Annotated in this window: 22 protein-coding genes; 10 read left to right on the plus strand and 12 right to left on the minus strand. The window is 70.3% G+C overall.

Annotated elements, in window-relative coordinates; all coding sequences use genetic code 11:
* Window positions 1-30: 30 nt before the first annotated feature.
* The 7 genes from F0L46_RS01370 to F0L46_RS01400 all read right to left on the minus strand — a co-directional run bounded on the left by F0L46_RS01370 (window position 31) and on the right by F0L46_RS01400 (window position 7,685).
* Window positions 31-1,254: a molybdopterin molybdotransferase MoeA gene (locus tag F0L46_RS01370; RefSeq protein WP_149815240.1), complete on the minus strand. Its 1,224-nt coding sequence runs from the start codon at window positions 1,252-1,254 to the stop codon at window positions 31-33.
* Entirely contained in the window at window positions 1,251-1,730 is a 480-nt protein-coding gene (moaC, locus tag F0L46_RS01375) for a cyclic pyranopterin monophosphate synthase MoaC (RefSeq protein ID WP_149815241.1), read from the minus strand. Before moaC ends, F0L46_RS01370 begins: the two co-directional genes overlap by 4 nt.
* Window positions 1,727-2,530, minus strand: coding sequence for an indole-3-glycerol phosphate synthase TrpC (trpC, locus tag F0L46_RS01380; protein ID WP_149815242.1), 804 nt, complete (start codon window positions 2,528-2,530; stop codon window positions 1,727-1,729). The genes moaC and trpC overlap by 4 nt, the downstream gene beginning before the upstream one ends.
* An 8-nt stretch (window positions 2,531-2,538) precedes the next feature.
* Complete coding sequence (gene trpD / locus F0L46_RS01385; protein WP_149815243.1) at window positions 2,539-3,552, minus strand: anthranilate phosphoribosyltransferase; 1,014 nt, start codon at window positions 3,550-3,552, stop codon at window positions 2,539-2,541.
* Between the two features lie 5 nt (window positions 3,553-3,557).
* Window positions 3,558-4,178 carry an anthranilate synthase component II gene (locus F0L46_RS01390; RefSeq protein ID WP_149815244.1) on the minus strand — a complete coding sequence of 207 codons (621 nt, stop codon included), beginning with the start codon at window positions 4,176-4,178 and terminating at the stop codon, window positions 3,558-3,560.
* A 78-nt stretch (window positions 4,179-4,256) separates the two neighbouring features.
* A complete protein-coding gene (gene trpE / locus F0L46_RS01395) occupies window positions 4,257-5,774 on the minus strand; it encodes an anthranilate synthase component I (RefSeq protein ID WP_149815245.1) in 1,518 nt (505 codons plus the stop codon).
* Between the two features lie 3 nt (window positions 5,775-5,777).
* Entirely contained in the window at window positions 5,778-7,685 is a 1,908-nt protein-coding gene (locus F0L46_RS01400) for a peptidylprolyl isomerase (protein ID WP_149815246.1), read from the minus strand.
* A 165-nt stretch (window positions 7,686-7,850) separates the two neighbouring features.
* Here F0L46_RS01400 and tpiA point away from each other — a divergent pair, with 165 nt between their 5' ends.
* The 9 genes from tpiA to kdsA all read left to right on the plus strand — a co-directional run bounded on the left by tpiA (window position 7,851) and on the right by kdsA (window position 15,880).
* The gene (gene tpiA / locus F0L46_RS01405) at window positions 7,851-8,615 is read left to right on the plus strand and encodes a triose-phosphate isomerase (RefSeq protein ID WP_149815247.1); all 765 of its coding nucleotides are present in this window, start codon (window positions 7,851-7,853) and stop codon (window positions 8,613-8,615) included.
* Window positions 8,616-8,784: 169 nt separating this feature from the next.
* A complete protein-coding gene (gene secG, locus F0L46_RS01410) occupies window positions 8,785-9,219 on the plus strand; it encodes a preprotein translocase subunit SecG (RefSeq protein ID WP_149815248.1) in 435 nt (144 codons plus the stop codon).
* 117 nt (window positions 9,220-9,336) lie between these two features.
* Window positions 9,337-10,965, plus strand: a complete 1,629-nt coding sequence (pyrG, locus tag F0L46_RS01415; RefSeq protein WP_149815249.1) for a CTP synthase — start codon at window positions 9,337-9,339, stop codon at window positions 10,963-10,965.
* A 19-nt stretch (window positions 10,966-10,984) separates the two neighbouring features.
* On the plus strand, window positions 10,985-11,758 hold the full coding sequence (locus tag F0L46_RS01420) for a class I SAM-dependent methyltransferase (protein WP_149815250.1): 774 nt from the start codon (window positions 10,985-10,987) through the stop codon (window positions 11,756-11,758).
* 58 nt (window positions 11,759-11,816) lie between these two features.
* The gene (locus F0L46_RS01425) at window positions 11,817-12,704 is read left to right on the plus strand and encodes a VOC family protein (protein WP_149815251.1); all 888 of its coding nucleotides are present in this window, start codon (window positions 11,817-11,819) and stop codon (window positions 12,702-12,704) included.
* 68 nt (window positions 12,705-12,772) lie between these two features.
* Window positions 12,773-13,177, plus strand: a complete 405-nt coding sequence (locus F0L46_RS01430; RefSeq protein ID WP_149815252.1) for a DUF350 domain-containing protein — start codon at window positions 12,773-12,775, stop codon at window positions 13,175-13,177.
* 9 nt (window positions 13,178-13,186) lie between these two features.
* Entirely contained in the window at window positions 13,187-13,813 is a 627-nt protein-coding gene (locus F0L46_RS01435) for a DUF1190 domain-containing protein (RefSeq protein ID WP_149815253.1), read from the plus strand.
* Between the two features lie 4 nt (window positions 13,814-13,817).
* On the plus strand, window positions 13,818-14,975 hold the full coding sequence (locus tag F0L46_RS01440; protein ID WP_149815254.1) for a glutathionylspermidine synthase family protein: 1,158 nt from the start codon (window positions 13,818-13,820) through the stop codon (window positions 14,973-14,975).
* Between the two features lie 59 nt (window positions 14,976-15,034).
* Window positions 15,035-15,880: a 3-deoxy-8-phosphooctulonate synthase gene (kdsA, locus tag F0L46_RS01445; protein WP_149815255.1), complete on the plus strand. Its 846-nt coding sequence runs from the start codon at window positions 15,035-15,037 to the stop codon at window positions 15,878-15,880.
* An 88-nt stretch (window positions 15,881-15,968) separates the two neighbouring features.
* On the opposite strand, the gene F0L46_RS01450 is transcribed toward kdsA, so the two are convergent.
* The 5 genes from F0L46_RS01450 to F0L46_RS01470 all read right to left on the minus strand — a co-directional run bounded on the left by F0L46_RS01450 (window position 15,969) and on the right by F0L46_RS01470 (window position 21,083).
* On the minus strand, window positions 15,969-17,927 hold the full coding sequence (locus F0L46_RS01450; RefSeq protein ID WP_149815256.1) for an EF-hand domain-containing protein: 1,959 nt from the start codon (window positions 17,925-17,927) through the stop codon (window positions 15,969-15,971).
* Between the two features lie 190 nt (window positions 17,928-18,117).
* Entirely contained in the window at window positions 18,118-18,540 is a 423-nt protein-coding gene (locus F0L46_RS01455) for an HIT family protein (RefSeq protein WP_149815257.1), read from the minus strand.
* A gap of 54 nt (window positions 18,541-18,594) precedes the next feature.
* Window positions 18,595-19,782 carry a GNAT family N-acetyltransferase gene (locus F0L46_RS01460; RefSeq protein ID WP_149815258.1) on the minus strand — a complete coding sequence of 396 codons (1,188 nt, stop codon included), beginning with the start codon at window positions 19,780-19,782 and terminating at the stop codon, window positions 18,595-18,597.
* 84 nt (window positions 19,783-19,866) lie between these two features.
* Complete coding sequence (locus tag F0L46_RS01465) at window positions 19,867-20,616, minus strand: glycerophosphodiester phosphodiesterase family protein (RefSeq protein ID WP_149815259.1); 750 nt, start codon at window positions 20,614-20,616, stop codon at window positions 19,867-19,869.
* Window positions 20,613-21,083 carry a RidA family protein gene (locus F0L46_RS01470; RefSeq protein ID WP_149815260.1) on the minus strand — a complete coding sequence of 157 codons (471 nt, stop codon included), beginning with the start codon at window positions 21,081-21,083 and terminating at the stop codon, window positions 20,613-20,615. Before F0L46_RS01470 ends, F0L46_RS01465 begins: the two co-directional genes overlap by 4 nt.
* 124 nt (window positions 21,084-21,207) lie before the next feature.
* On the opposite strand from F0L46_RS01470, the gene F0L46_RS01475 reads away from it, so the two are divergent.
* Window positions 21,208-22,053: a cell envelope integrity EipB family protein gene (locus tag F0L46_RS01475; RefSeq protein ID WP_149815261.1), complete on the plus strand. Its 846-nt coding sequence runs from the start codon at window positions 21,208-21,210 to the stop codon at window positions 22,051-22,053.

Genomic DNA, 22,053 nt, shown 5'->3' on the forward strand with positions numbered 1-22,053 from the left:
TTCCGCAAGCTGTGCTTTTTGGGTGCTCGTTCAGGTGAACCGGTCGAGGCGGATGATGCGACAGGCGTCTCCGGCGCTGGCGGGGGGCGCGTGCGGCGGCCGGACGAGGAGGGCCTCGGCGTCGGCAAGCAGGCGCAGCATCGACGAGTCCTGCGCGGCGAGCGGCACGGCACGGGGGAAGGCGGCCGGGTCGAGGTGCTCCAGGCGGACGCGCGGGTAATCCTGCCGCGCGTCGTTCCCCGGCACGTCGGCCCCAAGCATAGCGGGCTCGGTCGGGTCGGCGCCGGCGTCCGGGTCGCCTTGCAGCGCGCGCAAGAGGGGCACGAGGAAGAGGATCGCGCAGACGATCGAGGAGACCGGGTTGCCCGGGAGCCCCAGGAAGGCGGTGTTGCCGATCCGGCCCTGGACCAGCGGCTTTCCCGGCCGCATGGCGATGCGCCAGAAGCCGAGGTCGAGCCCGGCCTCGCCGAGCACCTCACGTACGAGATCGTGCTCGCCCACCGAGGCGCCGCCGAGGGTGACGAGCACGTCGATCCTGGCCGCAAGTGCCTCGTCGATCCCCGCGCGAAGGCCCGCGCGATCGTCCGGCGCGATCCCGAAATCGATGGCCTGCGCCCCCGCGGCCTCCGCGAGCGCCGCGACCGCATAAGGGTTGGACGCCACGATCTGATCGGGCCCCATCGCGTCACCTGGGCGCACCAGCTCGTCGCCCGTCGCGAGGATCCCGACCCGCGGCCGGCGGCGCACGGGCAGCGTGGCGTGACCTCCGGCGGCAGCGAGCGCAAGCGCGATCCCGTCGAGCCTGCGCCCTGCGGGCAGGAGGACGTCGCCCACCGTGAAATCGAGGCCGGCGCGGCGGACGAAGCGTCCGGGGGCCGGCTGCTCGCGGACGACGACCACGTCGCCGTCGCGGGTGGCGTTCTCCTGGATCAGGATCGCATCGGCGCCTGCCGGCACGGGAGCTCCGGTGAAGATGCGGACCGCCTGCCCCGGGTCGAGCCCCCCCTCGAAGCGCCGCCCGGCCGCGCTCTCGCCGATCAGCGCGAGACGCGCCCCCGCGCTCGCCTCGGCGGCGCGCACCGCGTAGCCGTCCATGGCGGAGGCCGGAAAAGGAGGCTGCGTGCGTTGGGCTTGGACGTCCTCGGCGAGGGTCCGGCCGCGGCATGCATGCAGGGGAAGCCGTTCCCCGTCCAGGGGCCCCGGCACGCTCGCGATCACGCGCCGCAGGGCCTCCCCGACGGGAAGCAGGCTCACGGGGCCGCCTCGTAGGTGCCCGAGCGCCCGCCGCTCTTCTTGAGGAGCCGCACGCCCTCGATGCGCATGGCGCGGTCCACGGCCTTGACCATGTCGTAGATCGTGAGGCAGGCGACCGAGGCGGCGGTGAGCGCCTCCATCTCGACGCCCGTCTGCCCCGAGACGCGCACCTCCGCCGTGATCCGCACGCCCGGCAGGCTTTCGTCGATCTCGCAATCGACCCGCACCTTGGTGAGCAGGAGGGGGTGGCACAGGGGGATGAGCTCGTGGGTGCGCTTCGCCGCCATGATCCCGGCAAGGCGCGCGGTGCCGAGCACGTCGCCCTTCTTGGCGTCGCCCTGGCGGATGATCGCGAGGGTTTCGGGCTGCATCACCACGAGGCCTTCGGCGATGCCTGTGCGGTGGGTCGCGTCCTTCTCGGATACGTCCACCATGTTGGCGGCGCCGCTGGCGTCGAGATGGGTGAGGTCGCTCATGCAGCCTCCGCGCCCTCGAGGAGCCGGCGGGTGGCGGTGGCCACGTCGGCTTGGCGCATGAGGCTCTCGCCCACGAGGAAGGTCCTGATTCCCGCCTCGCTCAAGCGCGAGAGATCGCCGTGAGCGAAAATTCCGCTCTCGCCGACGATGATGCGGTCGGCCGGGATGCGCGGCGCGAGCCGTTCGCTCACCTCCAGCGACACCTCGAAGGAGCGCAGGTCGCGGTTGTTGATGCCGATCATCCGCACGTCGAGACGCAGAGCCCGGTCGAGCTCGGGCTCGTCATGCACCTCGACGAGGGTGTCCATCCCGAGATCGGCTGCCGTGCGAACGAGGGTCGCGGCCTCCGTGTCGCTGACGCTCGCCATGATGACCAGGATGCAATCGGCGCCCCAGGCCCGCGCCTCGACGACCTGATAGGGCTCGAACAGGAAGTCCTTGCGCAGGGCCGGCAGCCCGGAGGCTGCGCGGGCGGCGGCGAGGTAATCGGGATGGCCCTGGAAGAAGGGGGCGTCGGTGAGGACCGAGAGGCAGGCGGCGCCGCCCTCGGCATAGGCCCGCGCCAGGGCGGGCGGATCGAAGTCGGGCCGGATCAAGCCTTTGGAAGGGCTTGCCTTCTTGATCTCGGCGATGAGCGCGTAATCGCCCGCGTCGAGCTTGCGCTCGATCGCGGCCGTGAAGCCGCGGGGCGGGGGGAGGGCGGCTGCGCGCCGCTCCAGCTCGGCGAGCGGCACGGCCGCCTTCGCGGCCTCGATCTCGCGCCGCTTGTAGGCCTCGATCCGCCTGAGAACGTCCGCCATGCCGGGCCTCAGGCGTTCGAGACGCGCACGAGGCGCTCCAGCGCGCCGCGCGCCGCGCCGCTCTCCACCGCGGCCGTGGCCCGGGCGACGCCCTCCTTCAGGTCGGACGCCGCCTCCGCGACCACGAGGGCGGCCGCGGCGTTGAGGATCGCAACGTCGCGGTAGGGCGTGCGGGCGCCGTCGAGGACGGCCCGAAGCGCCTGCGCGTTGTCGGCCGGGTCGCCGCCCTTGAGGTCCTCCGGGCGCGCCAGCTCGAAGCCGAGTTCGCGGGGATCGATAGTGAAGCGGGCCGTCCGTCCGTTCTCCAGCGCGACGACCTCCGTCGGTCCCGTCGTGGTGATCTCGTCGAGCCCGTCCGAGCCGTGCACGGTCCAGACCCGGGTGGAGCCGAGTTGCGCCAGCACGGCGGTCAGCGGTTCCAGCCACATGGGCGAGAACACGCCGAGCAGCTGGCGCTTCACGCCGGCCGGGTTCGAGAGCGGCCCGATGAGGTTGAACAGCGTGCGGGTGCCGAGCTCCACACGCACGGGCGCCACATGGCGCATCGAGGCGTGATGGCTTTGCGCGAACATGAAGCACAGCCCCACCTCGCCGAGGCAGCGCTCCAGCCCCTCCGGATCGAGGCCGAGGCGCACGCCCAGCGCCGCCAGCACGTCGGCCGCGCCGGAGCGCGAGGAGGCGGCGCGGTTGCCGTGCTTTGCCACCGGCACGCCGCAGCCCGCGACGATCATCGCGGCGAGCGTCGAGATGTTGTAGCTACCCGAATGGTCGCCGCCCGTGCCGACGATGTCGATCGCCCCGCCGGGCGCCTCGACCCGGATCATCCGGCCCCGCAGGGCCGCGACGGCGCCGACGATCTCGTCGATGGCCTCGCCCCGCACGCGCAGGGCCATGAGGAACGCGCCACCTTGGGCGGGCGTGACCTCGCCGGAGAGCAGCGCGTCGAAGGCGGCGCGCGCCTCTTCCTGGGTAAGGGCCGCGCCGGTGGCGACCTTCGCGAGATAGGGCTTGAACGAGTCCATGGCCTTCAATGCACGCCCGAGGGCGGCCTGTCATCCCTTGCCGCGTTCCAATCCGCGGCGAGGCGGAGGAAGTTGCGGACCATCGTGTCCCCGTGCTGCGAGAGCACGCTCTCGGGATGGAACTGCACGCCGTGCACTGGCAGGCTCCGGTGCGAGAGCGCCATGATCAGCCCGTCGTCGGATTGGGCCGTGACGGCGAGGGCGTCGGGGCACGAGCCGCGCTCCACGACGAGGGAATGATAGCGCGTCGCCTCGAAGGGGCCGTTCACCCCATGGAACAGGCCCCGCGCGTCGTGGCTGATCACGGACACCTTGCCGTGCATCGGGGCCGGCGCGCGCACGACCCGGCCGCCGAAGGCCTGGCCCATGGTCTGGAGGCCGAGGCAGACGCCGAACATCGGGATGTGGCCGGACGCCTCGCGCACGAGGTCGAGGCAGATGCCGGCCTCGTTGGGGGTGCATGGGCCGGGCGACAGCACGACGGCGTCCGGACGGGCCGCGAGAACCGCGTCGACGCTGATCTCGTCGTTGCGCACCACGTCGACCTTCGAGGCCAGGGGCCCGATGAGGTGGACGAGGTTCCAGGTGAACGAGTCGTAGTTGTCGACGATGAGGACGCGGGTCATGGGACGGCTTGCGGACGGACTGCTCCCCCTGAGGGTTCGCAGATCGTGTCCGCGCGCGCAAGGCTCACGTTGGTGGGGCTACTGCCCCCGCCGGCTGACGAGCGCGAAGCGGACGGCCTCCTCGGCGGCGCGGAAGAGGGCCTTGGCCTTGTTGACGCATTCCTGCTGCTCGGAGGCGGCGACCGAGTCGTGGACGATGCCGGCGCCTGCCTGAACCGACATACGACCGTCCTTCACCACCGCCGTGCGCAGGACGATGCAGGTGTCCATCTCGCCGTCGGCGCCGAAATAGCCGATGCAGCCGCCATAGGGCCCGCGCTTCTCGCGTTCCAGCTCGTCGATGATCTGCATGGCCCGCACCTTCGGGGCGCCCGACACGGTGCCGGCCGGGAAGCCGGCGCAGAGCGCCGACAGGGCGTCGTGCCCCTCCGCAAGGCGGCCCTCGACGTTCGACACGATGTGCATCACCTGGCTGTAGAACTCCAGGAAGAAGCTGTCGGTGACCTGGACGGACCCGATCCGCGACACCCGCCCGACGTCGTTGCGGCCGAGATCGAGGAGCATCAGGTGCTCGGCCCGCTCCTTCGGGTCGGCGAGGAGGTCCTCGGCGTGGCGGCGGTCCTCGGCGGGGGTCGCCCCCCGGGGGCGGGTGCCGGCGATCGGGCGGATCGTCACCTTGCCCCCGCGCAGGCGCACGAGGATCTCGGGGCTCGAGCAGACGATCTGGAAGTCCTCGAAGTCGAGATAGCAGAGGAACGGCGCCGGGTTGATCCGGCGTAGCGCCCGGTAGAGCGAGAAGGCCGGTAGCGTGAACGGCGCCTCGAAGCGCTGGGAGAGGACGACCTGGAAGATGTCGCCGGCCGCGATGTACTCCTTGGCGCGCGCCACCATCGCCTCGTACGCGGCGGGCGTGGTGTTCGACACGGACGTGGGCGCCGCGATGTCGCCGGGCTGGCGCCGCTCGTCGAGGGAGAGCGGCCGCTCCAGCGCCTCCGCCACGGCGTCGATCCGCGCCAGGGCCGCCTCGTAGGCCGCGCGTGCGCCGACACCCGACTTCGGCCGCACGGGCGCCAGAAGCGAGAGCTCGTCGCGAACGGCGTCGAACACGGCCACGATGGTGGGCCGCACCATGATGGCGTCCGGAACGCCGAGGGCGTCGGGCTTCGGGGGCCCGAGCCGCTCCATATCCCGCACCATGTCGTAACCGAGATAGCCGAACAGGCCCGCGGCCATGGGCGGCATGTCCGGGCCGAGCTCGATCGCGCTTTCCGCGATCAGGGCCCGCAGGCTCTGGAGCGGCGGGGCGTCCTCGGGCACGAAGCGGTTCTCGCGCCGCAGCGCGTCCCGGTCGATCTCAGCCCGCCCGTCGCGGCAGCGCCAGACGATGTCGGGGTCGAGGCCGATGATGGAATAGCGCCCCCGCACGGCGCCGCCCTCGACGGATTCGAGGAGGAACGCCGCCCCCGACCGGCCCGCCCTGAGCTTCAGGAAGGCCGCGACGGGGGTCTCGAGATCGGCGACGAGGCGCGCCCGCAGAACGCTCGCGCGGCCCGCCTCATAGTCCGCCCGGAACGCGTCGAGGTCCGGCTCGATCATCGGTCAGGCCTCGCCGCCGACCGCCCGCCGCAAGGCGTCCTGGTTGATCGACACGCCGACCTCGGTCTGGATGCGCGAGATATACTGGCTCAGGACGTCGTCCGTGAAGACCGTCCGCAGCTGGTTCTCGACCGTCTCGCTCGCCTGCGCGGTGGAAAGGTAGGGCGGGACGGTGGCGGCCGTGGGCCGGAACACCACGCGCCGTCCGTCGTCGAGCGCCGCCTGGGCCGTCTTGCCCACGGGCGTGGCGAAGATCTGCGCCACCACGGGGCCGGTGAGCTCTCCCTTAGGCGTGCCGCGGGCGAGGTCGTCCGCCGTCTGGACGTCGGCCCCGGCTTCGGAGGCCACCGCCGCGAAGGCTTCGCCCTTCTCGATCCGCTCGACCATGGCCGTGGCCCGCTCGCGCAGGCGCCGCGCGATCTCGTCGGCGCGCCACTGCGCCTCGACGTCCGCGCGCACCTCCTCGAAGCTCCGGTCGCGGGCAGGCTCGATCCCCGTCACGTCGTACCAGACGTAGCCGCCGTCACGGGTGCGCAGCGCCTCGTTGTCGACGCCGATGTCGGAGGCGAACGCGGCGTTCAGCACCGCCTCGCGCTCAGGAAGACCGAGGACCGGCTTGCCGGCCTTGTCGAGCCCGGCGCGGTCGACGGCGGGAATCGTCGTGATCGAGAGCCCCTTCTCCTTCGCGATCTCCAGCAGGGGCCGGGCGCCCGCGCGCTGATCCTCGATCTGGTCGTGAACCTCCGCGATCGCGGTCCGCGCCCGCTCGGTCGCGAGCTCGCGACGGACCTGATCGGCCACCTCCTCGAAGGGGCGGACGCTTTCGGGCAGAACGTCGGCCACGCGCAGGAGCACGGTGCCGAAGCGGCCCTGGACCGGGTCGCTCACGCCGCCCTTCGGCAGGGCGAAGGCGGCGTCGGCCACGCTCTGGTCGATGAGCTCGCCCTTCGCGAACGTGCCGAGCGCCAGGCTCGCGGGGTCGATGTTCCGCTCGCGGGCCGCAGCCTCGAAGGTGAGGGCGCCCGACTTGATCTGCTCGGCGACCGCCTGCGCCTCGGCCGGGTCGGGGAACACGATCTGCTCGATGGTGCGCCGCTCCGCGGTGCCGAACCGGGCGCCCTTCACCTGCTCGTAGCGGGCGCGGGCATCGGCCTCGCTCACGGCCTCGGGCCTCACCAGAGTCTCGGGCGTGAGGACGAGGGCGCTGATCGCCCGGTACTCGGGCGCTCGGAAGGTCGTCTTGCGCTCCTCGTGGAACGCGCGCAGCTGCTCCTCGGACGGCGCCGGGATCTCGCCTGCGGCGGTGGCCGGAAGCACCGCGAATTCCGTGGTCCGCCGCTCGGCGCCGTAGCGGTGCACGGCCTCGCGGGCCGCCATGGGGACGGGGAGGGCGGCGGTCAGAGCGTCGGCGAGCTGGAGGCGGGCGAGGGCGGAGCGCTGCTCACGCACGAAGGCCTGCTCCGAGAGATTGTTGTCGCGCAGGATCTCGTTGAAGCGGTTGCGGTCGAAGGTGCCGTTCGGGCCGCGGAACCCCTCGTCCTCGCGCACGGAGCGGGCCACGAGCTCGTCGGAGGCCGCAAGGTTGAGCGTGTTGGCGCGCTGGTTGAGCGCGGCTTCGCTGATCAGGCGGGCCAGGACCCGCTGGTCGAGGCCGAGCGCACGGGCGCGGTCCGGGGTGATGCTCTGACGGGTCTGGCGCTGAAGGCGCTGGATCTCGGCCTGGTAGGCCGTGCGGAACGTGTCGGCGGAGATCTCGACGTCGCCCACCTTGGCGACCGCGGTCCGCACGCCGCCCCGGAAGATATCGTTGATGCCCCAGATCGCGAAGCTGACGATCAGGAGGCCGAACAGGACGGCGACGACGATCTTGCCGAGCCAGCTCTGCCCCGCCTTGCGAAGGCCCTGCATCATGACGACGGTACCCGTGCTCTCGTGTGTCTTGACCCGGGCGGATAGCCCATCGGCGGTCCCGGGGAAAGGCCGGCGGCGCGCGATGGCGCGATTTTGACCGCGAGGACGGGTTGTTGCGGCGCCGCGACCCCTCTGCTACGGCCCAGGTAACGGAGGATGAACAGCATGGCGAACGAACGTCCGCGGCCGCTCGTGGCGGGGAACTGGAAGATGAACGGACTCCGGGCCTCGTCCGAGGTCCTGTCAGAGATCATGGCTGGCTACGGGGCCGGGCTGCGGAACCGTGCCGATCTCCTGGTCTGCCCGCCCGCGACCCTCGTCGCTGCCCTCGCGGGGGCGGCGAAGGGGGCCGTCGGCGTCGGCGGGCAGGACTGCCACGCCAAGGCCTCCGGCGCCCATACGGGCGACATCTCGGCCGAGATGCTGGCTGACGCCGGCGCCAGTCACGTCATCGTGGGCCATTCCGAGCGCCGCGCCGACCACGGCGAGACCGACGCCGTCGTGCGCGCCAAGGCCGAGGCCGCGCGCCGCGCCGGCCTCGTCGCCATCGTCTGCGTCGGCGAGACGCAGGCGCAGCGCGAGGCGGGCGAGACCCTGACCGTGGTGGCCTCCCAGCTGCGGGGCTCGATCCCGGCTGGCGCGATGGCGGCCGATCTCGTGGTCGCCTACGAGCCCGTCTGGGCGATCGGCACCGGCCTGACGCCGACCGCTGCCGACGTCGCCGAGGTTCATGCCCTGATCCGGACGGAGCTCGGCACGCTCGTGGGAGAGGCCGAGGCCGGTCGCGTCCGAGTTCTCTATGGCGGCTCGGTAAAGCCCTCCAATGCCGCGGAACTGATGGCCGTCGCGAACGTGGACGGCGCGCTCGTCGGCGGCGCGAGCCTCGTCGCGGCGGACTTCCTCGGCATCGCCCGCGTCTACGGCGCTTGAGCCCGGCGGGCGGGCTCCCCATCTCCTGGGGCGTGCGGGGCCGCGGATGCTGGGTTCCGCACCCGGCTTGCCGCGCTTTCGGCTTTGATCCCGCCCGGTGCCCGTGCTACAGGCGCGCCGACCCAACGACGGCGGCCCGACCCATGGTCCGGCCGCTTTAGGTTTTGAGATGCAGACAGTCCTCATCATCGTCCACCTGATCATCGTGCTCGCCCTGATCGGCGTGGTGCTCCTGCAGCGCTCCGAAGGCGGCGGCCTCGGGCTTGGCGGCGGGGGCGGAGGCGGCGTGTCCGGCTTCATGACCGGGCGCGGCCAGGCCAACGCGCTCACCCGCGCGACCGCGATCCTCGCGGGGCTGTTCTTCCTCACGAGCCTCGTGCTCTCCGTCATGGCAAGCCACAGCCGCGGCCCGCGCTCGATCTTCGACACCGCCGCACCGACGGCTCCGGCGGGCCAGCCCGCGGCGCCCGGCGCTCCTGGGGCCGGACCGAACGTTCTCGACCAGCTGCGTCAGATGCAGGGCGCGCAGCCCGGGGCGCCGGCTGCGGCGCCGTCGAGCCCCCTCCCGCCGCCCGCGGCGCCGGTGGTGCCGCAGTCGCGGTAAGACGACCCCTCAGGGCCGGGCGACCGGCCCTTCTCTTTTGTGGTGTGCGCCGGTGCGCGCGACGATCGCCGGATTTCCACTTGGCGAATCGGGCCCGGCCAGTATGGGTGAAAGTCCATGACGCGGTACGTTTTCATCACCGGCGGCGTGGTGTCCTCGCTGGGCAAGGGGCTTGCGTCCGCGGCCCTCGGCGCCCTTCTTCAGTCGCGGGGCTACAAGGTCCGCCTGCGCAAGCTCGACCCCTACCTCAACGTCGACCCGGGCACGATGAGCCCGTATCAGCACGGCGAGGTCTTCGTCACCGACGATGGGGCCGAGACGGACCTCGATCTGGGTCACTACGAGCGCTTCACGGGCGTGCCCGCCACGAAGCACGACAACATCACGACGGGCCGGATCTACCTCGACATCATCACCAAGGAGCGGCGCGGGGATTATCTCGGCGCCACGATCCAGGTCATCCCGCACGTCACGAACGCCATCAAGGACTTCGTCCTGAAAGGGAACGAGGGCTACGACTTCGTGCTCGTCGAGATCGGCGGCACGGTGGGCGACATCGAGGGCCTGCCCTTCTTCGAGGCGATCCGCCAGCTCGGCCAGGAGCTGCCCCGCGGCCAGTGCCTCTACGTGCACCTGACGCTGCTGCCCTATATCCCGTCCGCGGGCGAGCTGAAAACCAAGCCCACGCAGCACTCGGTCGCCGAGCTGCGCTCCATCGGCATCCAGCCCGACATCCTGCTCTGCCGCTGCGACCGGCCGATCCCGAAGGAGGAGCGGCGTAAGCTCGCGCAGTTCTGCAACGTGCGCGAGACGGCGGTGATCGAGGCGCGCGACGTGGGCACCATCTACGAGGTGCCGCTGTCTTACCATGCCGAGGGGCTCGACGACGAGGTTCTGGCGGCGTTCGGCATCACCGACGCGCCCGCCCCGAGCCTCGTGCGATGGGAAACCATCGCCGACCGGGTGAAGAACCCCGAAGGCGAGGTCACGATCGCGATCGTCGGCAAGTACACGGGCCTCAAGGACGCCTACAAGTCGCTCATCGAGGCGCTCACCCACGGCGGCATCGCCAATCGGGTGAAGGTGAACCTCGACTGGATCGAGTCCGAGGTGTTCGAGAGCGAGGACCCGGCGCCATTCCTGGAGAACGTTCACGGCATCCTGGTGCCCGGCGGCTTCGGGCAGCGTGGCGCCGAGGGCAAGATCCGCGCGGCGCGCTATGCCCGCGAGAAGAAGATCCCGTATTTCGGCATCTGCTTCGGCATGCAGATGGCCGTGATCGAGGCGGCCCGGAACCTTGCCGGCGTCGAGGACGCGAACTCCACCGAGTTCGGCCCGACCTCCGAGCCCGTGGTGGGCCTCCTCACCGAGTGGCTGCGCGGCAACGAGCTGGAGCGCCGTTCGGCCGAGGGGGATCTCGGCGGGACGATGCGCCTCGGCGCCTACGCGACCCGCTTCGAGCCCGGCAGCAAGATCGCCGCGATCTACGGCTCGACGGAGATTTCCGAGCGCCACCGCCACCGCTACGAGGTGAACTTCGCCTATCGCGACCGCCTCGAGCCCCGCGGCCTGTCCTTTGCCGGCGTGTCGCCGGACGGCATCCTGCCGGAAACGATCGAGTATCCGGACCACCCGTGGTTCATCGGCGTCCAGTACCACCCCGAGCTGAAGTCGCGCCCCTTCGAGCCGCACCCGCTCTTCGCGAGCTTCATCGAAGCGGCGATGGTGCAGAGCCGTCTCGTCTGACGCCTGCGGGGAAGCGCCCATGATGCCCATCGACGAGCGCCGGAAAGCGCACCGCAAGCGCGGTCTCGCGGTCTACCCGGAGGACCTGCCGGGCGATGCCGAGCGCATCGCCGGGATCGCGGCCCTCGTCGAGCGGCTTGCGGGCCCCGTGCGGCTGCGGCTTCCCGCCTTCGACCTCCTGGTCGAGGCGCCGGCTGAGGTCGGCCCGAAGATTCTCTACCTTCTCGCCGTCGACGACTACGAGACCTCCGACCTGGAGCTCCTCGCCCGGCATGTAGGCGCGGGCGAACGGCTGATGGTCGTGGGCGGCGGCATCGGCGTCGCGGCGGCGCTCGGGGCGAAGCTCACCGGGCGTCCCGTGGCTGTCGTGGAGGCGAACGAGGCGCTTCACGGGGTGATCGGGACCCAGGTCGCCCTCAACGGCGGAACGGCTGAGATCGTGAACGCGGCGGCGGTCCCGGACGATTACCCCGACGCGGCGGTCGCCTTCGAGGTGTCGCCCGACTTCTGGTACTCGCGCCTGGGGACGGGGGCGGGGGCCGTGCGGGTTCCGGCCATCGGCTTCGCCCGGCTCTGCGAGACGCACCAACCGAGCGCCGTTCTCATGGACATCGAGGGCGCCGAGGCTGCGATCCTCGCCCGCCCCGTGCCGGACTGCGTGCGCACCCTGATCGTCGAGATCCATACGCCCGAGCTCGGCGCCGGGCCGACGGGAGCCATCGTCTCGGCGCTCGTCGGCGGCGGCTTCCGCCTCGTCGACCAGCAGGCACTGAGCTGGGCCTTCAAGCGTTAGCCCCGCTCGGCGCAGGCCTGCGAATCGTATAGGGCGCGCGGAGGGGAAGAACCAATCCATGACCCGTGGCATCGATCATCTCGTCGTCGGCATCCGTGATCTCGACGCCGGAGCGCGTCTCTACGAGGCCATGGGCTTCCAGGTCGGCGCCCGCAACCGGCACCCCTGGGGCACTGAGAACCGGCTCGTCCAGTTCGACGGCTCCTTCATCGAGCTGATCACGAAGGGGTCCGAGGGCGAGCCCCCGGGGCACGAGCCGCGCCGCTTCTCGTTCGGCGCCTTCGTCTGCGACGCGCTTGCCCGGCGGGAGGGCTTCTCCATGCTGGTGCTCGACAGCGCCGACGGGCAGGCGGACGCCGGAGTGTTCAAGGCGGCCGGAATCGGCGATTTCGAGCCCTTCTCCTTCGAGCGCCGGGGCCGGCGGCCGGACGGGACGGAGGTGGAGGTGGCCTTCACCCTCGCCTTCGCCCGGGACGAGGCCGCCCCGCACGCGGGCTTCTTCGTCTGCCAGCAGCATCATCCGGAGAACTTCTGGAACCCGGCCTTCCAGACGCATCGGAATGGTGCGCTCGGCATCTCCGCCGTGGTCCTCGCCGCCGGCGACCCAGCCCGTCACGAGGACTTCCTGCGCGCCTTCACCGGGGCGGAAGCAACCGGGACCGGGCGCGATCTCTCGTTCCCGCTCTCCCGCGGTCGCCTCGACGTGCTGACCCCCGACGACGCCGCGGAGCTGTACGGCTCCGTCGAGACCGCCGACGCGCCTGCCCTGTGCGCCTACACGGTCACCGTCGGCGACATCGACCGCGTCGCCCGGCACCTCTCCGGAGGCGTGCCGCATCAGCGCATCGGCTCGCGGATCGTGGTGCCGGCGAGCGCCGCGCATGGCGTTGCCATCGCCTTCGAGCAGAGCCTGTCGGACCTCGATCCCGAGCGCGCCGCATCCTGACGGGTCGGGAGTCGATTTTTGCTGCCGCCGCCCTTAAGCTCTGAGAGAAGAAGAGCTTCGGGGCAAGAATGATGGTCAACTCGATTGCCGGCCTGCCGGCGTTCGCTCTTTATTTCGCGGTGGCCGTCGGCCTCGTGGTGACCTATCTCGGGGTCTATACGCTGACGACCGCGCATAACGAGTTCGCCCTCGTTCGTGCGAACGGCGTCGCGGCGGCGCTGGCCCTCGGATTGAGCCTTCTTGGCTTCGCCTTGCCGCTCGCGAGCGCCATCGTGCACTCGGCCAACATCCTGGACGCGGTGGTCTGGGGGCTTGTCGCCCTCGTGGTCCAGATCGTGGTCTACTGGCTCGTGCGCCTCGTGGTGCCGAACCTCTCCGAGCGGATCGCGGCCGGGGAGGTGGCCTCGGCGCTCTTTCTCGGCGCGGCATCGCTCGCGGCCGGCGTCCTGAACGCCGCCTGCATGACCTACTAGGAGCCTGGCATGAAGCGCTCCCGCGTGGTCTCGCTCGTCATGCTCGCCGGGGTCGGCGCGACCGCCTGGGCCCTGGGCCGCGTCGATCCCTCGCAGCGCGAGGACGAGGTGGTCACCTATGGCAGCGACGCCGAATGCGCCCGGATGGGGCAGCGCAGCGCCGAGGACTGCCGCGCGGGTCTCGCGCAGGCGAAAGCCGAGCACGCCCGCACGGCGCCGCGCTACGAGGCGCTTTCCGACTGCGAGACGCAGCACGGTCGCGGGCGCTGCGAGAGCGGCGCGGGCGTCGGCGCGGGGTCGTACTTCATCCCGACGATGGTCGGCTACATGATGGCCCGCAACCTTGCGCAAGGGCTCGGCGCCCGCCCGCTCTACGGCGCGGGCTTGGCCCCGCCCCCGCGCGAGGAGCAGGCCTCCGGCGGTGGGGGAGGAGGCGGTGGAAGCGCCAGCCGCGGGATGAGCAGCGGCGGCACCTACCGGACGAGTTCCGGCACGATCGTGCGCTCGCCGGGTGCCGCGGGTGTGACGCGGGTGCCGGTAAGCGAAGTGCGCTCGATGCCGAGCCGCCCCCAGATCGTGAGCCGCGGCGGCTTCGGCTCCACGGGGCGGGCGGTCGCCACCTCGTCGGGTACGTAAGCCGATGCGACGGATCGCGGGCGCCGAGCGGCCCGACTGGCGCGAGCGGGCCGCCGCCGCCGGGTTCGGCTTTCACACCCTGGACGGCGAGGCCTACTGGGACGAGAGCGCCTATTGGGCGTTCTCGCTTGACGAGATCGAGACGGATATCGAGGCCGCCACGGCCGATCTGCACGCCCTCTGCCGGGAGCTCGTCGATCGGGTCGTCGGCGACGAGCGGCTCCTGACGCGGCTCGCCATCCCGCCGATCGCGTGGGACGCGGTCGCGGAGAGCTGGAGGCGGGGCGACGCTTCCCTCTATGGCCGTTTCGATCTCGCCTATGACGGGACGGGTCCGGCAAAGCTCCTGGAATACAACGCCGACACGCCGACCGCGCTCTACGAGACGGGCTATTTCCAGTGGTCTTGGCTCGAGGATCTCCTGGCGTCCGGCGACCTGCCGCCCGGGACCGACCAGTTCAACTCCGTCCACGATCGGCTCGTCGCCACGCTCGCCCGCCTCGGCGGGGGCAGCCTGCTCCATCTCACCTGCCTTTCGGATGCGCCCGAGGATCGCGGGACCGTGGCCTATGTCGAGGATTGCGCTCTCCAGGCGGGGCTTCGCACCCGCTTCGTCGATATCGGCGAGATCGCGCTGCGGGACGACGGCAGCTTCGCGGACGGCCGGGGCGCGATCCGGCTCCTGTTCAAGCTCTACCCGTGGGAGTGGATGTTCGCTGACGCCTATGCGGGCGCGATCGCCGGTTCCGGATGCCGCTTCCTCGAGCCGCCCTGGAAGGCGGTGCTCTCCAACAAGGGCATCCTGCCGCTTTTGTGGGAGATGGCGCCGAATCATCCCAACCTGCTCCCCTCGTACTTCGAGAGCGATCCCCGCAAGGCCTCGCTCGGGCCGAGCTTCGCCAGGAAGCCGCTCTATTCCCGCGAGGGCGCGAACGTGCTGCTCGTGCGCGACGCCGCCGTGCTCCAGCGCGACGAGGGGCCGTACGGCGGGGAGGGGTTCGTCCGGCAGGGGCTTGCCCGCCTGGCGCACGGCAGCGGCGGCTTCGCGGTGATCGGCTCATGGCTCGTGGGCGAGGAGCCCGCTGGCCTCTGCATCCGGGAGAGCGAGGGGCCGATCACCACGAATCGCTCCCGCTTCCTGCCTCACGCCATCGAGGCCTGACCGTCGAGCGGAATAGCCCCGAGGTGACAGGCGGCGCCTTCCGCGCTAACCCGTCGCCCATGACAAGCACTGCCAACCCCATCGTCTCCGCGGGCTCCGTTCGCTTCGGCAACCGGCTGCCCTTGAGCCTCATCGCCGGGCCCTGCGCCATGGAGAGCCGCGAGCACGCGCTCGAGATGGCGGCGGCGCTTAGCGAGATCGCCGGCCGCCTCGGGATGGGCCTCGTCTACAAGTCGTCCTTCGACAAGGCGAACCGGACGTCCGGCGCCGCGGCGCGTGGGCTCGGTCTCGCGAAGGCGCTCGCGATCTTCGCCGAGGTGAAGGAGCGGTTCGGACTCCCCGTGCTCACGGACGTCCACGAGGCCGAGCAATGCGGGCCGGCCGCCGAGGTGGTCGACATTCTCCAGATCCCGGCCTTCCTCTGCCGCCAGACGGACCTTCTCGTCGCGGCCGCCACCACGGGACGCGTGGTGAACGTGAAGAAGGGGCAGTTCCTGGCCCCCTGGGACATGGCGAACGTAGTCGCCAAGGTCACGGGGGCCGGCAACCCGAACGTGCTCGCCACCGAGCGCGGGGTATCCTTCGGCTACAACACGCTCGTGTCGGACATGCGGTCCCTGCCGATCATGGCGGCGACCACGGGCGCTCCCGTCGTGTTCGACGCCACCCATTCGGTGCAGCAGCCCGGCGGCAAGGGCACCTCCTCGGGCGGCCAGCGGGAGTTCGTGCCCGTGCTGGCGCGCGCGGCCGTGGCGGTCGGCGTGGCGGGCCTCTTCATCGAGACCCATGGCGACCCCGACCGCGCGCCGTCCGACGGCCCCAACATGGTGCCCCTGTCGGAGCTGGAGCCGCTCCTCGCCGAGCTGAAGGCCTTCGACGCCATCGCGAAGGCGCGCCCTGCCTGATCTCGGGTGCATCGACCGTCATGCCGACATGGAAAAGGCCGGGTGCGAGACCCGGCCTTTTCTCGTTCGCAGAGGGCGTCAGCCCGGCTCAGCTCGCCTTGAACAGGGTCTTTAGCTGATCGGCGTTGAGGCTGCCGTCGCCGTTCTTCCCGTCGACCTTGGCCACCAGGTCGGCGACGTCCTTGGCGTCGAGCTTGTTGTCGTCGCCTGCCGCCGCCTTGAGCAGCGAGACGTCGATCTTCAGCGCGTCGGACAGGGCCTTCATCTCCTGGTCGCCCTCCCAGACGTAGTCGCCGCCATGGGTGTTGGTGGCGATCAGGAAATCGAACACCTCGCCGGTGGAGGCGAACATCGACTCGATGCCGCTCTTGTCCTTGTTCACGTCGGTGAAGGCGAGGCCCGTATTGGTGTAGTTGCTCCCGCCGCCGTTACCGCCGTTGTTGATCCCGAAGAGGGTGTTGAAGCCCGCTTCGTCCAGCTCGCCGTCGCTGTCCTGCGCCTTCACCGCCTTGTCGATGTCGGCCTTGTCGAGATACCCGTCGGTGCCGGCCATCTTCGTCAGGACGTCGAGGCTCAGGCCGCTCTTGGAGGACAGGTCCTTGATCTCGTCGCCCTGCCAGGCGTTGTCGTCGCCGGGCGGGCTGATCGCCGCCATCTTGGTGAAGATCTCGTCCGTGTTGACGGACTTATTGCCGTTCGCGTCCACCGAGCCGAAAGAGAAGGCGGCTCCCGTGCCGGAGCCACCGCCGGCCTTGCTGATGCCGAAGAAGCTGTTCAGCTCGTCCGCGTTCAGCTGCCCGTCGTCGTCGCCACCGCTCGCCTTGTCGATCTTGCTGAATCCGGCGTCGATGTCGGCGCTGTCGAGATAGCCGTCGGTGCCGGCCATGGCGGTCAGCGTGTTCACGTCGACGCCCAGCGCCTTGGCAAGGTCCTTGATCTCGTCGCCCTGCCACTTGCCGTCGCCGCCGTCGGTCTTCGTGGCGGCGAGGAAGTCCTTCAGCTCGCTCTTCGAGATCAGCATCGAGTTGATGCCGTCCTTGTCCTTGTTGATGTCCGAGAACTTGAAGGTCGGCGTCGTCGTGCCGGTGCCGGTCCCGCCGTTGCCGAGCCCGAACAGCGCGTTGAAGCCCGCCTCGTCGAGGGCGCCGTCGCTGTCCTGCGCCTTGACGGCGTTGGTGATATCGGTCTCGTCGAGATAGCCGTCCGTGCCGGCCGTCTTGGTCAGCACGTCGAGGCTGATGCCGCTCTTCGAAGCGAGATCCTTGATCTCGTCGCCCTGCCACGCCTTGTCGTCGCCGGGCGAGCTGAGGGCCGAGAGCTTCGTGTAGATCTCGCCACCCGTCACGGACTTGTCGCCGTTCGCGTCGACAGAGGCGAAATTGAAGCCGGTGCCGCCGGCCCCGGGGGCGTCGCCCGCCTTGCTAATGCCGAAGAAGGTGTTGAGCTCGTCGGCGTTGAGCTGGCCGTCGTCGTCGCCGCCCGACGCCTTGTCGACGCTGCCGAACGCTGCGTCGAGGTCGCTGCCGTCGAGGTAGCCGTCGCAGCCCGCATAGCCCGCGAGCTTGCTGGCGTCGGCGCCGGTCGCCTTGGCGAGCGCCTTGACCTCGTCGCCGTCGAGCTTGTTGTCGCCGTTGGTGTCGTACTTCATCACCGCGAACTTGAGCTCGTCCTTGGAGATGAACATCGAATTGATGCCGTCCTTATCCTTGTTCACGTCCGCGAACTTGAGGCTGCCCGAGCCGCCGCCCTTGTCGTCGGCCTTGAAGAAGGCGTCGAGCTCGGAACGCATGAAGACGCCGTCAGTATCGCCCTTGTCGCGGCGGTCGACCGTGTCCATGCGGGCCACGAGCTCGGACAGGTTGATGGTCTTGCCGTCGTCCTTCTTAGGAACGGCCTCGAACGACCCATCCTTCACGCCGAGAGCCTTCATGAAGCCCTCGAACTCGGTCTTGTCCATCTCGCGGTCGTTGCCGGCGTGCTGCAGGAACAGATCCGTGAATTCACCGTACGACTTCGTACCGTCCTTCCAGCTGGCCCAATCCGTCATAATCCGCCTCCTAACCCATCCTCGCCCATCAGCTCGCCGCAGAGCTTATCGTATGACACAACGTGCCTACTTCCTCCTATCTACTCTGGGCGGATAAGACATTCAATCAGAATATAGAAATCACGTAGCAGATAATCTTATATAGGGATATATAACTCAAAATCATATAACAACCGATAGAAACTGAGTTTCAGATTATCGCACGAGAGATCGTCTGGGCAAGCTCCGCGAGCCTGTCGTTCGGGGCCATCGCTCCCGAATGCGGGCGCATGGCAACGCCCTCCATGCGGGGGATGATGTGGAAGTGCAGGTGGAAGACGACTTGGCCGCCGGCGCTCTCGTTGAACTGCTGGATCGTGAGCCCGTCTGCGCCCATCGCGGCCTTCACGGCACGGGCGACCCGCTGGACGCTCGCGATGGTGGCGGCCAGACCCTCGGGGCTGACGTCGAGGATCGTCCGCGCCGGCTCCTTGGGGATGACGAGCACGTGCCCGTCCGCCCGGGGCATGATGTCCATGAAGGCGAGGGTCCGCTCGTCCTGGTAGACCCGGTGACAGGGAAGGTCCCCGCGCAGGATCTTCGCGAACACGTTGTCGGGATCGTAACCAGCCATCGTGGCCTCCGGGGATCTGTCGCGGGCTTTTGTGCCGCGCGCCACGGCGCCCGTCTAGGGGGCGGGCTCCCCGCGGCGGAACGGGGCGGCCTCGCCGAGCTCCTCGGCGGCGGCCTCCACATAGGATCGCTCCTGGCGCAGATACGCCGCCACCGCCCGCCTCAGGCTCGGGTCGGCGATGTCGTGCGCCGAATAGGTGAAGGCCGGGCGATAGCCGCGGGCGAGCTTGTGCTCCCCTTGCGCCCCTGCCTCCACCCGCGCGAGGCCGCGCGCGATCGCGAAGTCGATGGCCTGGTAGTAACAGACCTCGAAATGCAGGAACGGATGGTCCTCGACGCAGCCCCAGTTGCGCCCGTAGAGCGCCGCATCGCCGATGAAGTTGATCGCGCCCGCGATGTAGCGCTCCCCCTTCTTGGCCATGACGAGCAGGACGCGATCCGCCATGCGCTCGCCGATCAGGGCGAAGAAGCGTCGGTTCAGGTAGGGCCGCCCCCACTTGCGCGAGCCGGTGTCCATATAGAAGGCGAAGAAGGCGTCCCAGTGCTCCTCGCGGATGTCCGCGCCCGTGACCCACTCGATATTGATGCCCGTGCCCAATGCATCCCGGCGCTCGCGGCGGATCGCCTTGCGCTTGCGGGAGGCGAGCGCCCCGAGGAAGTCGTCGAACGAGCCGTAGCCTTCGTTGATCCAGTGGAACTGCTGGTCGGTGCGCTTCAGGAACCCCGCATCCGCAAGCCGTTCCCATTCGGGCTCGCGGCAGAACGTGCAATGGATCGAGGAGGCGTTCACCTGCTCGCGCAGTGCCCGCAGGCCCGCCACCAGGCGCTCCGTCGCGGCGACGGGCTCCACCCCGGGGCGGATCAGGAGGCGCGGGCCCGTCACCGGCGTGAAGGGCGCCGACACCTGGATCTTCGGATAATAGCGCCCGCCCGCGCGCTCGTAGGCGTCGGCCCAGGCATGGTCGAACACGTACTCGCCCTGCGAGTTCGTTTTCACATAGGCCGGCACCGCGGCGTCGAGCCGGCCGTCGGTCTCCAGGAGCACGTGGACGGGCGTCCACCCGGCCTTCGGCGCGGCGCAGCCCGCCTCCTCGAGGGAGGACAGGAAGGCGTGCGACACGAACGGGTTGAAGGTCTCCTCGCCGGCCGGTGGGTCGTCCCGGGCGGGGTTCGCGCAGGCGTCCCACTGATCGGCCGGAACGGCTTTGATGGCGGTGGCGACCTTCAGGAGGCTTTCGGGCACATCGTCCGTCCGGGTGTCTGAAACCTGATGGAGGTACGCAGCCGACCCCGGAACGGATCCCGGCTGCGTCACCGCTTCAGCCCGTCAGGGCACGAACCCCTCGAACACCATCTGGTCCGCGTGCTCGGCCGCGCGACGCCGGTCCTCGTCGGTGCGGACGGTCCAGGTCATGACGGGTCGCCGGCCGAGGAGGCGGCTCAGATGAGGCGCCGCGTGAGGCAGGTCGGCGACGCGCCAGGACACGAAGTCCGGCTCCGTCTCGGCGAAGTGGAGCAGGTTGGCCATGGCGTGCTTCATCTTCGGCGTGAGGCGCCGCCAATCGGGATGCTCGTAGTGAGCCTCCGCCACGATGCCGCGCGGGATCCCCGGCGCGAGGCGCCGGACCTCCGCCAGGACCGCCGGATCGAACGTCTTGATCGCCACGGGCCCGGGATGGGCCGAAACGATCTCCACCGTGCGCCGGGTCAGGGTCATGTCGCCGTCGTAGCGGCTCTTGATCTCAACCACGAGGGGCACGCGACCGGCGATCTCGTCGAGAAAGGTGGCAAGCGTCGGGATCCGGTCGGAGGTGCTGCCGGAGATCGCGATGGCGGCGAGCGCGTCGGCGCGCCGCTCGCGCACCGCGCCGCTCTCCCCGGTGAGGCGCTCCAGCGTGTAGTCGTGGAAGATCATGGCCTCGCCGTCCGACGAGTCCTGCACGTCGCACTCGATGGCGAAGCCGTGCGCGATCGCCGCCCGCACGGCCGTGATCGTGTTCTCGATGACGCCCCGGCTCCGCTCATGCAGGCCCCGGTGGGCGATGGGCTGGGCGACCAGCCAGTCGGGCGCGCTCATCGGACCTCGAACATCCCTTCGACCTCGACGGCGGCGTCGAGGGGCAGCTCCGCGACGCCGATGGTGGAGCGGGCATGGCGCCCTGCCTCGCCCAGCACGTCGACCATGAGATCGGAGGCGCCGTTCATCACCTGCGCCACCGCCGCGAAAGTCGGCACCACGTTGATGAAGCCGCCCAGGCGCACGCAGCGCACCACCCGGTCGAGATCCCCGACGGCGGCCTTGAGCTGGGCCAGAAGGTTGATGGCGCACAGGCGGGCGGCCTCGCGTCCGGCCTCCGGCGAGATCTCCGCGCCGAGCTTGCCCGTGTGGGCGGGGCTGAGCTTGCCGTCGGGACCGAGGCAGATCTGGCCCGAGATCACGATGAGGTTGCCGGTGCGCACGAACGGGACGTAGTCCGCGACCGGCGCGGCGGCCTTGGGCAGCGTGATGCCGAGTTCGGCGAGCTTGGTGTCGACGGCGCTCATCTGGGGTGCTCCCTGCAGGACGGGGCGTTCTGGCCCATCGCTCGACGCGCGGCAAGAGCGGTCGTTGCAGCCGCCGCGGCTTGAGCCTATGTCGGGGAGGCCGAACCTGCGTAGAGGATGCCCGATGTCGCAACGCCGCATTTCCGGCCTGATCGCCGCCGCATTGCTGCTGGCGGCGAGCCCGCTTGCCGCGCAGGAGCGTCCCCGGGACGGCCGGATGCCGCTCGTGCCGCACCGGGCGGTATACGACCTCGCCCTGACCTCGAGCACGGGGAGCCGTACGGTCGAGAGCGCGCAAGGTCGGATCGCCTTCGATTTCTCGGGCGACGCATGCGACGGTTATGCCCTGAAATACCGCCAGGTCACGCAGCTTCAGAGCGGCGAGGCCGGCGAGCGGACATCGGACATGGCGAGCGCCACCTTCGAGAGCGCCGACGGGCGCGAGCTCCGTTTTCGGATCGAGAACCGCGGCGACGGGACGGCCTCCACGGTCGACGGCGACGCCGAGCGGCGCCAGAACGGCGATCTCCAGGTGAATCTCCGCCAGCCAGAGCGCGACAAGTTCGTGGCGAACGGCCCGGTGATCTTCCCCACCGCCCACATCCAGACCCTGATCGACGCGGCGAAGGCCGGGCAGACGAGCCTCAGCGTCCGGGTGTTCGACGGCTCGGACGACGGCCGCAAGGTTTACGACACGCTGGCCGTGATCGGCCGGCGGATCGAGCCCGGCGCGAGCGCCGCCGTCGAGGAGGCGGCCCGGCACGAGTCCCTTACCAGGACGGCGCGCTGGCCCGTGACGCTGAGCTATTTCTCGCCTGGCTCCGGCGAGCGCACGCCCGTCTACGTGATCTCCTTCGAGCTCTACGAGAACGGCGTCAGCCGTGCCCTGCGGCTCGACTACGGCGAGTTCGCCCTCAAGGGCGATCTCACGGCCTATGAGCCCACGGGCACGGGCGAGTGCCGGAAATAG

The sequence above is a fragment of the Salinarimonas soli genome (assembly GCF_008386575.1).
GTDB classification, from domain to species: Bacteria; Pseudomonadota; Alphaproteobacteria; order Rhizobiales; family Beijerinckiaceae; genus Salinarimonas_A; species Salinarimonas_A soli.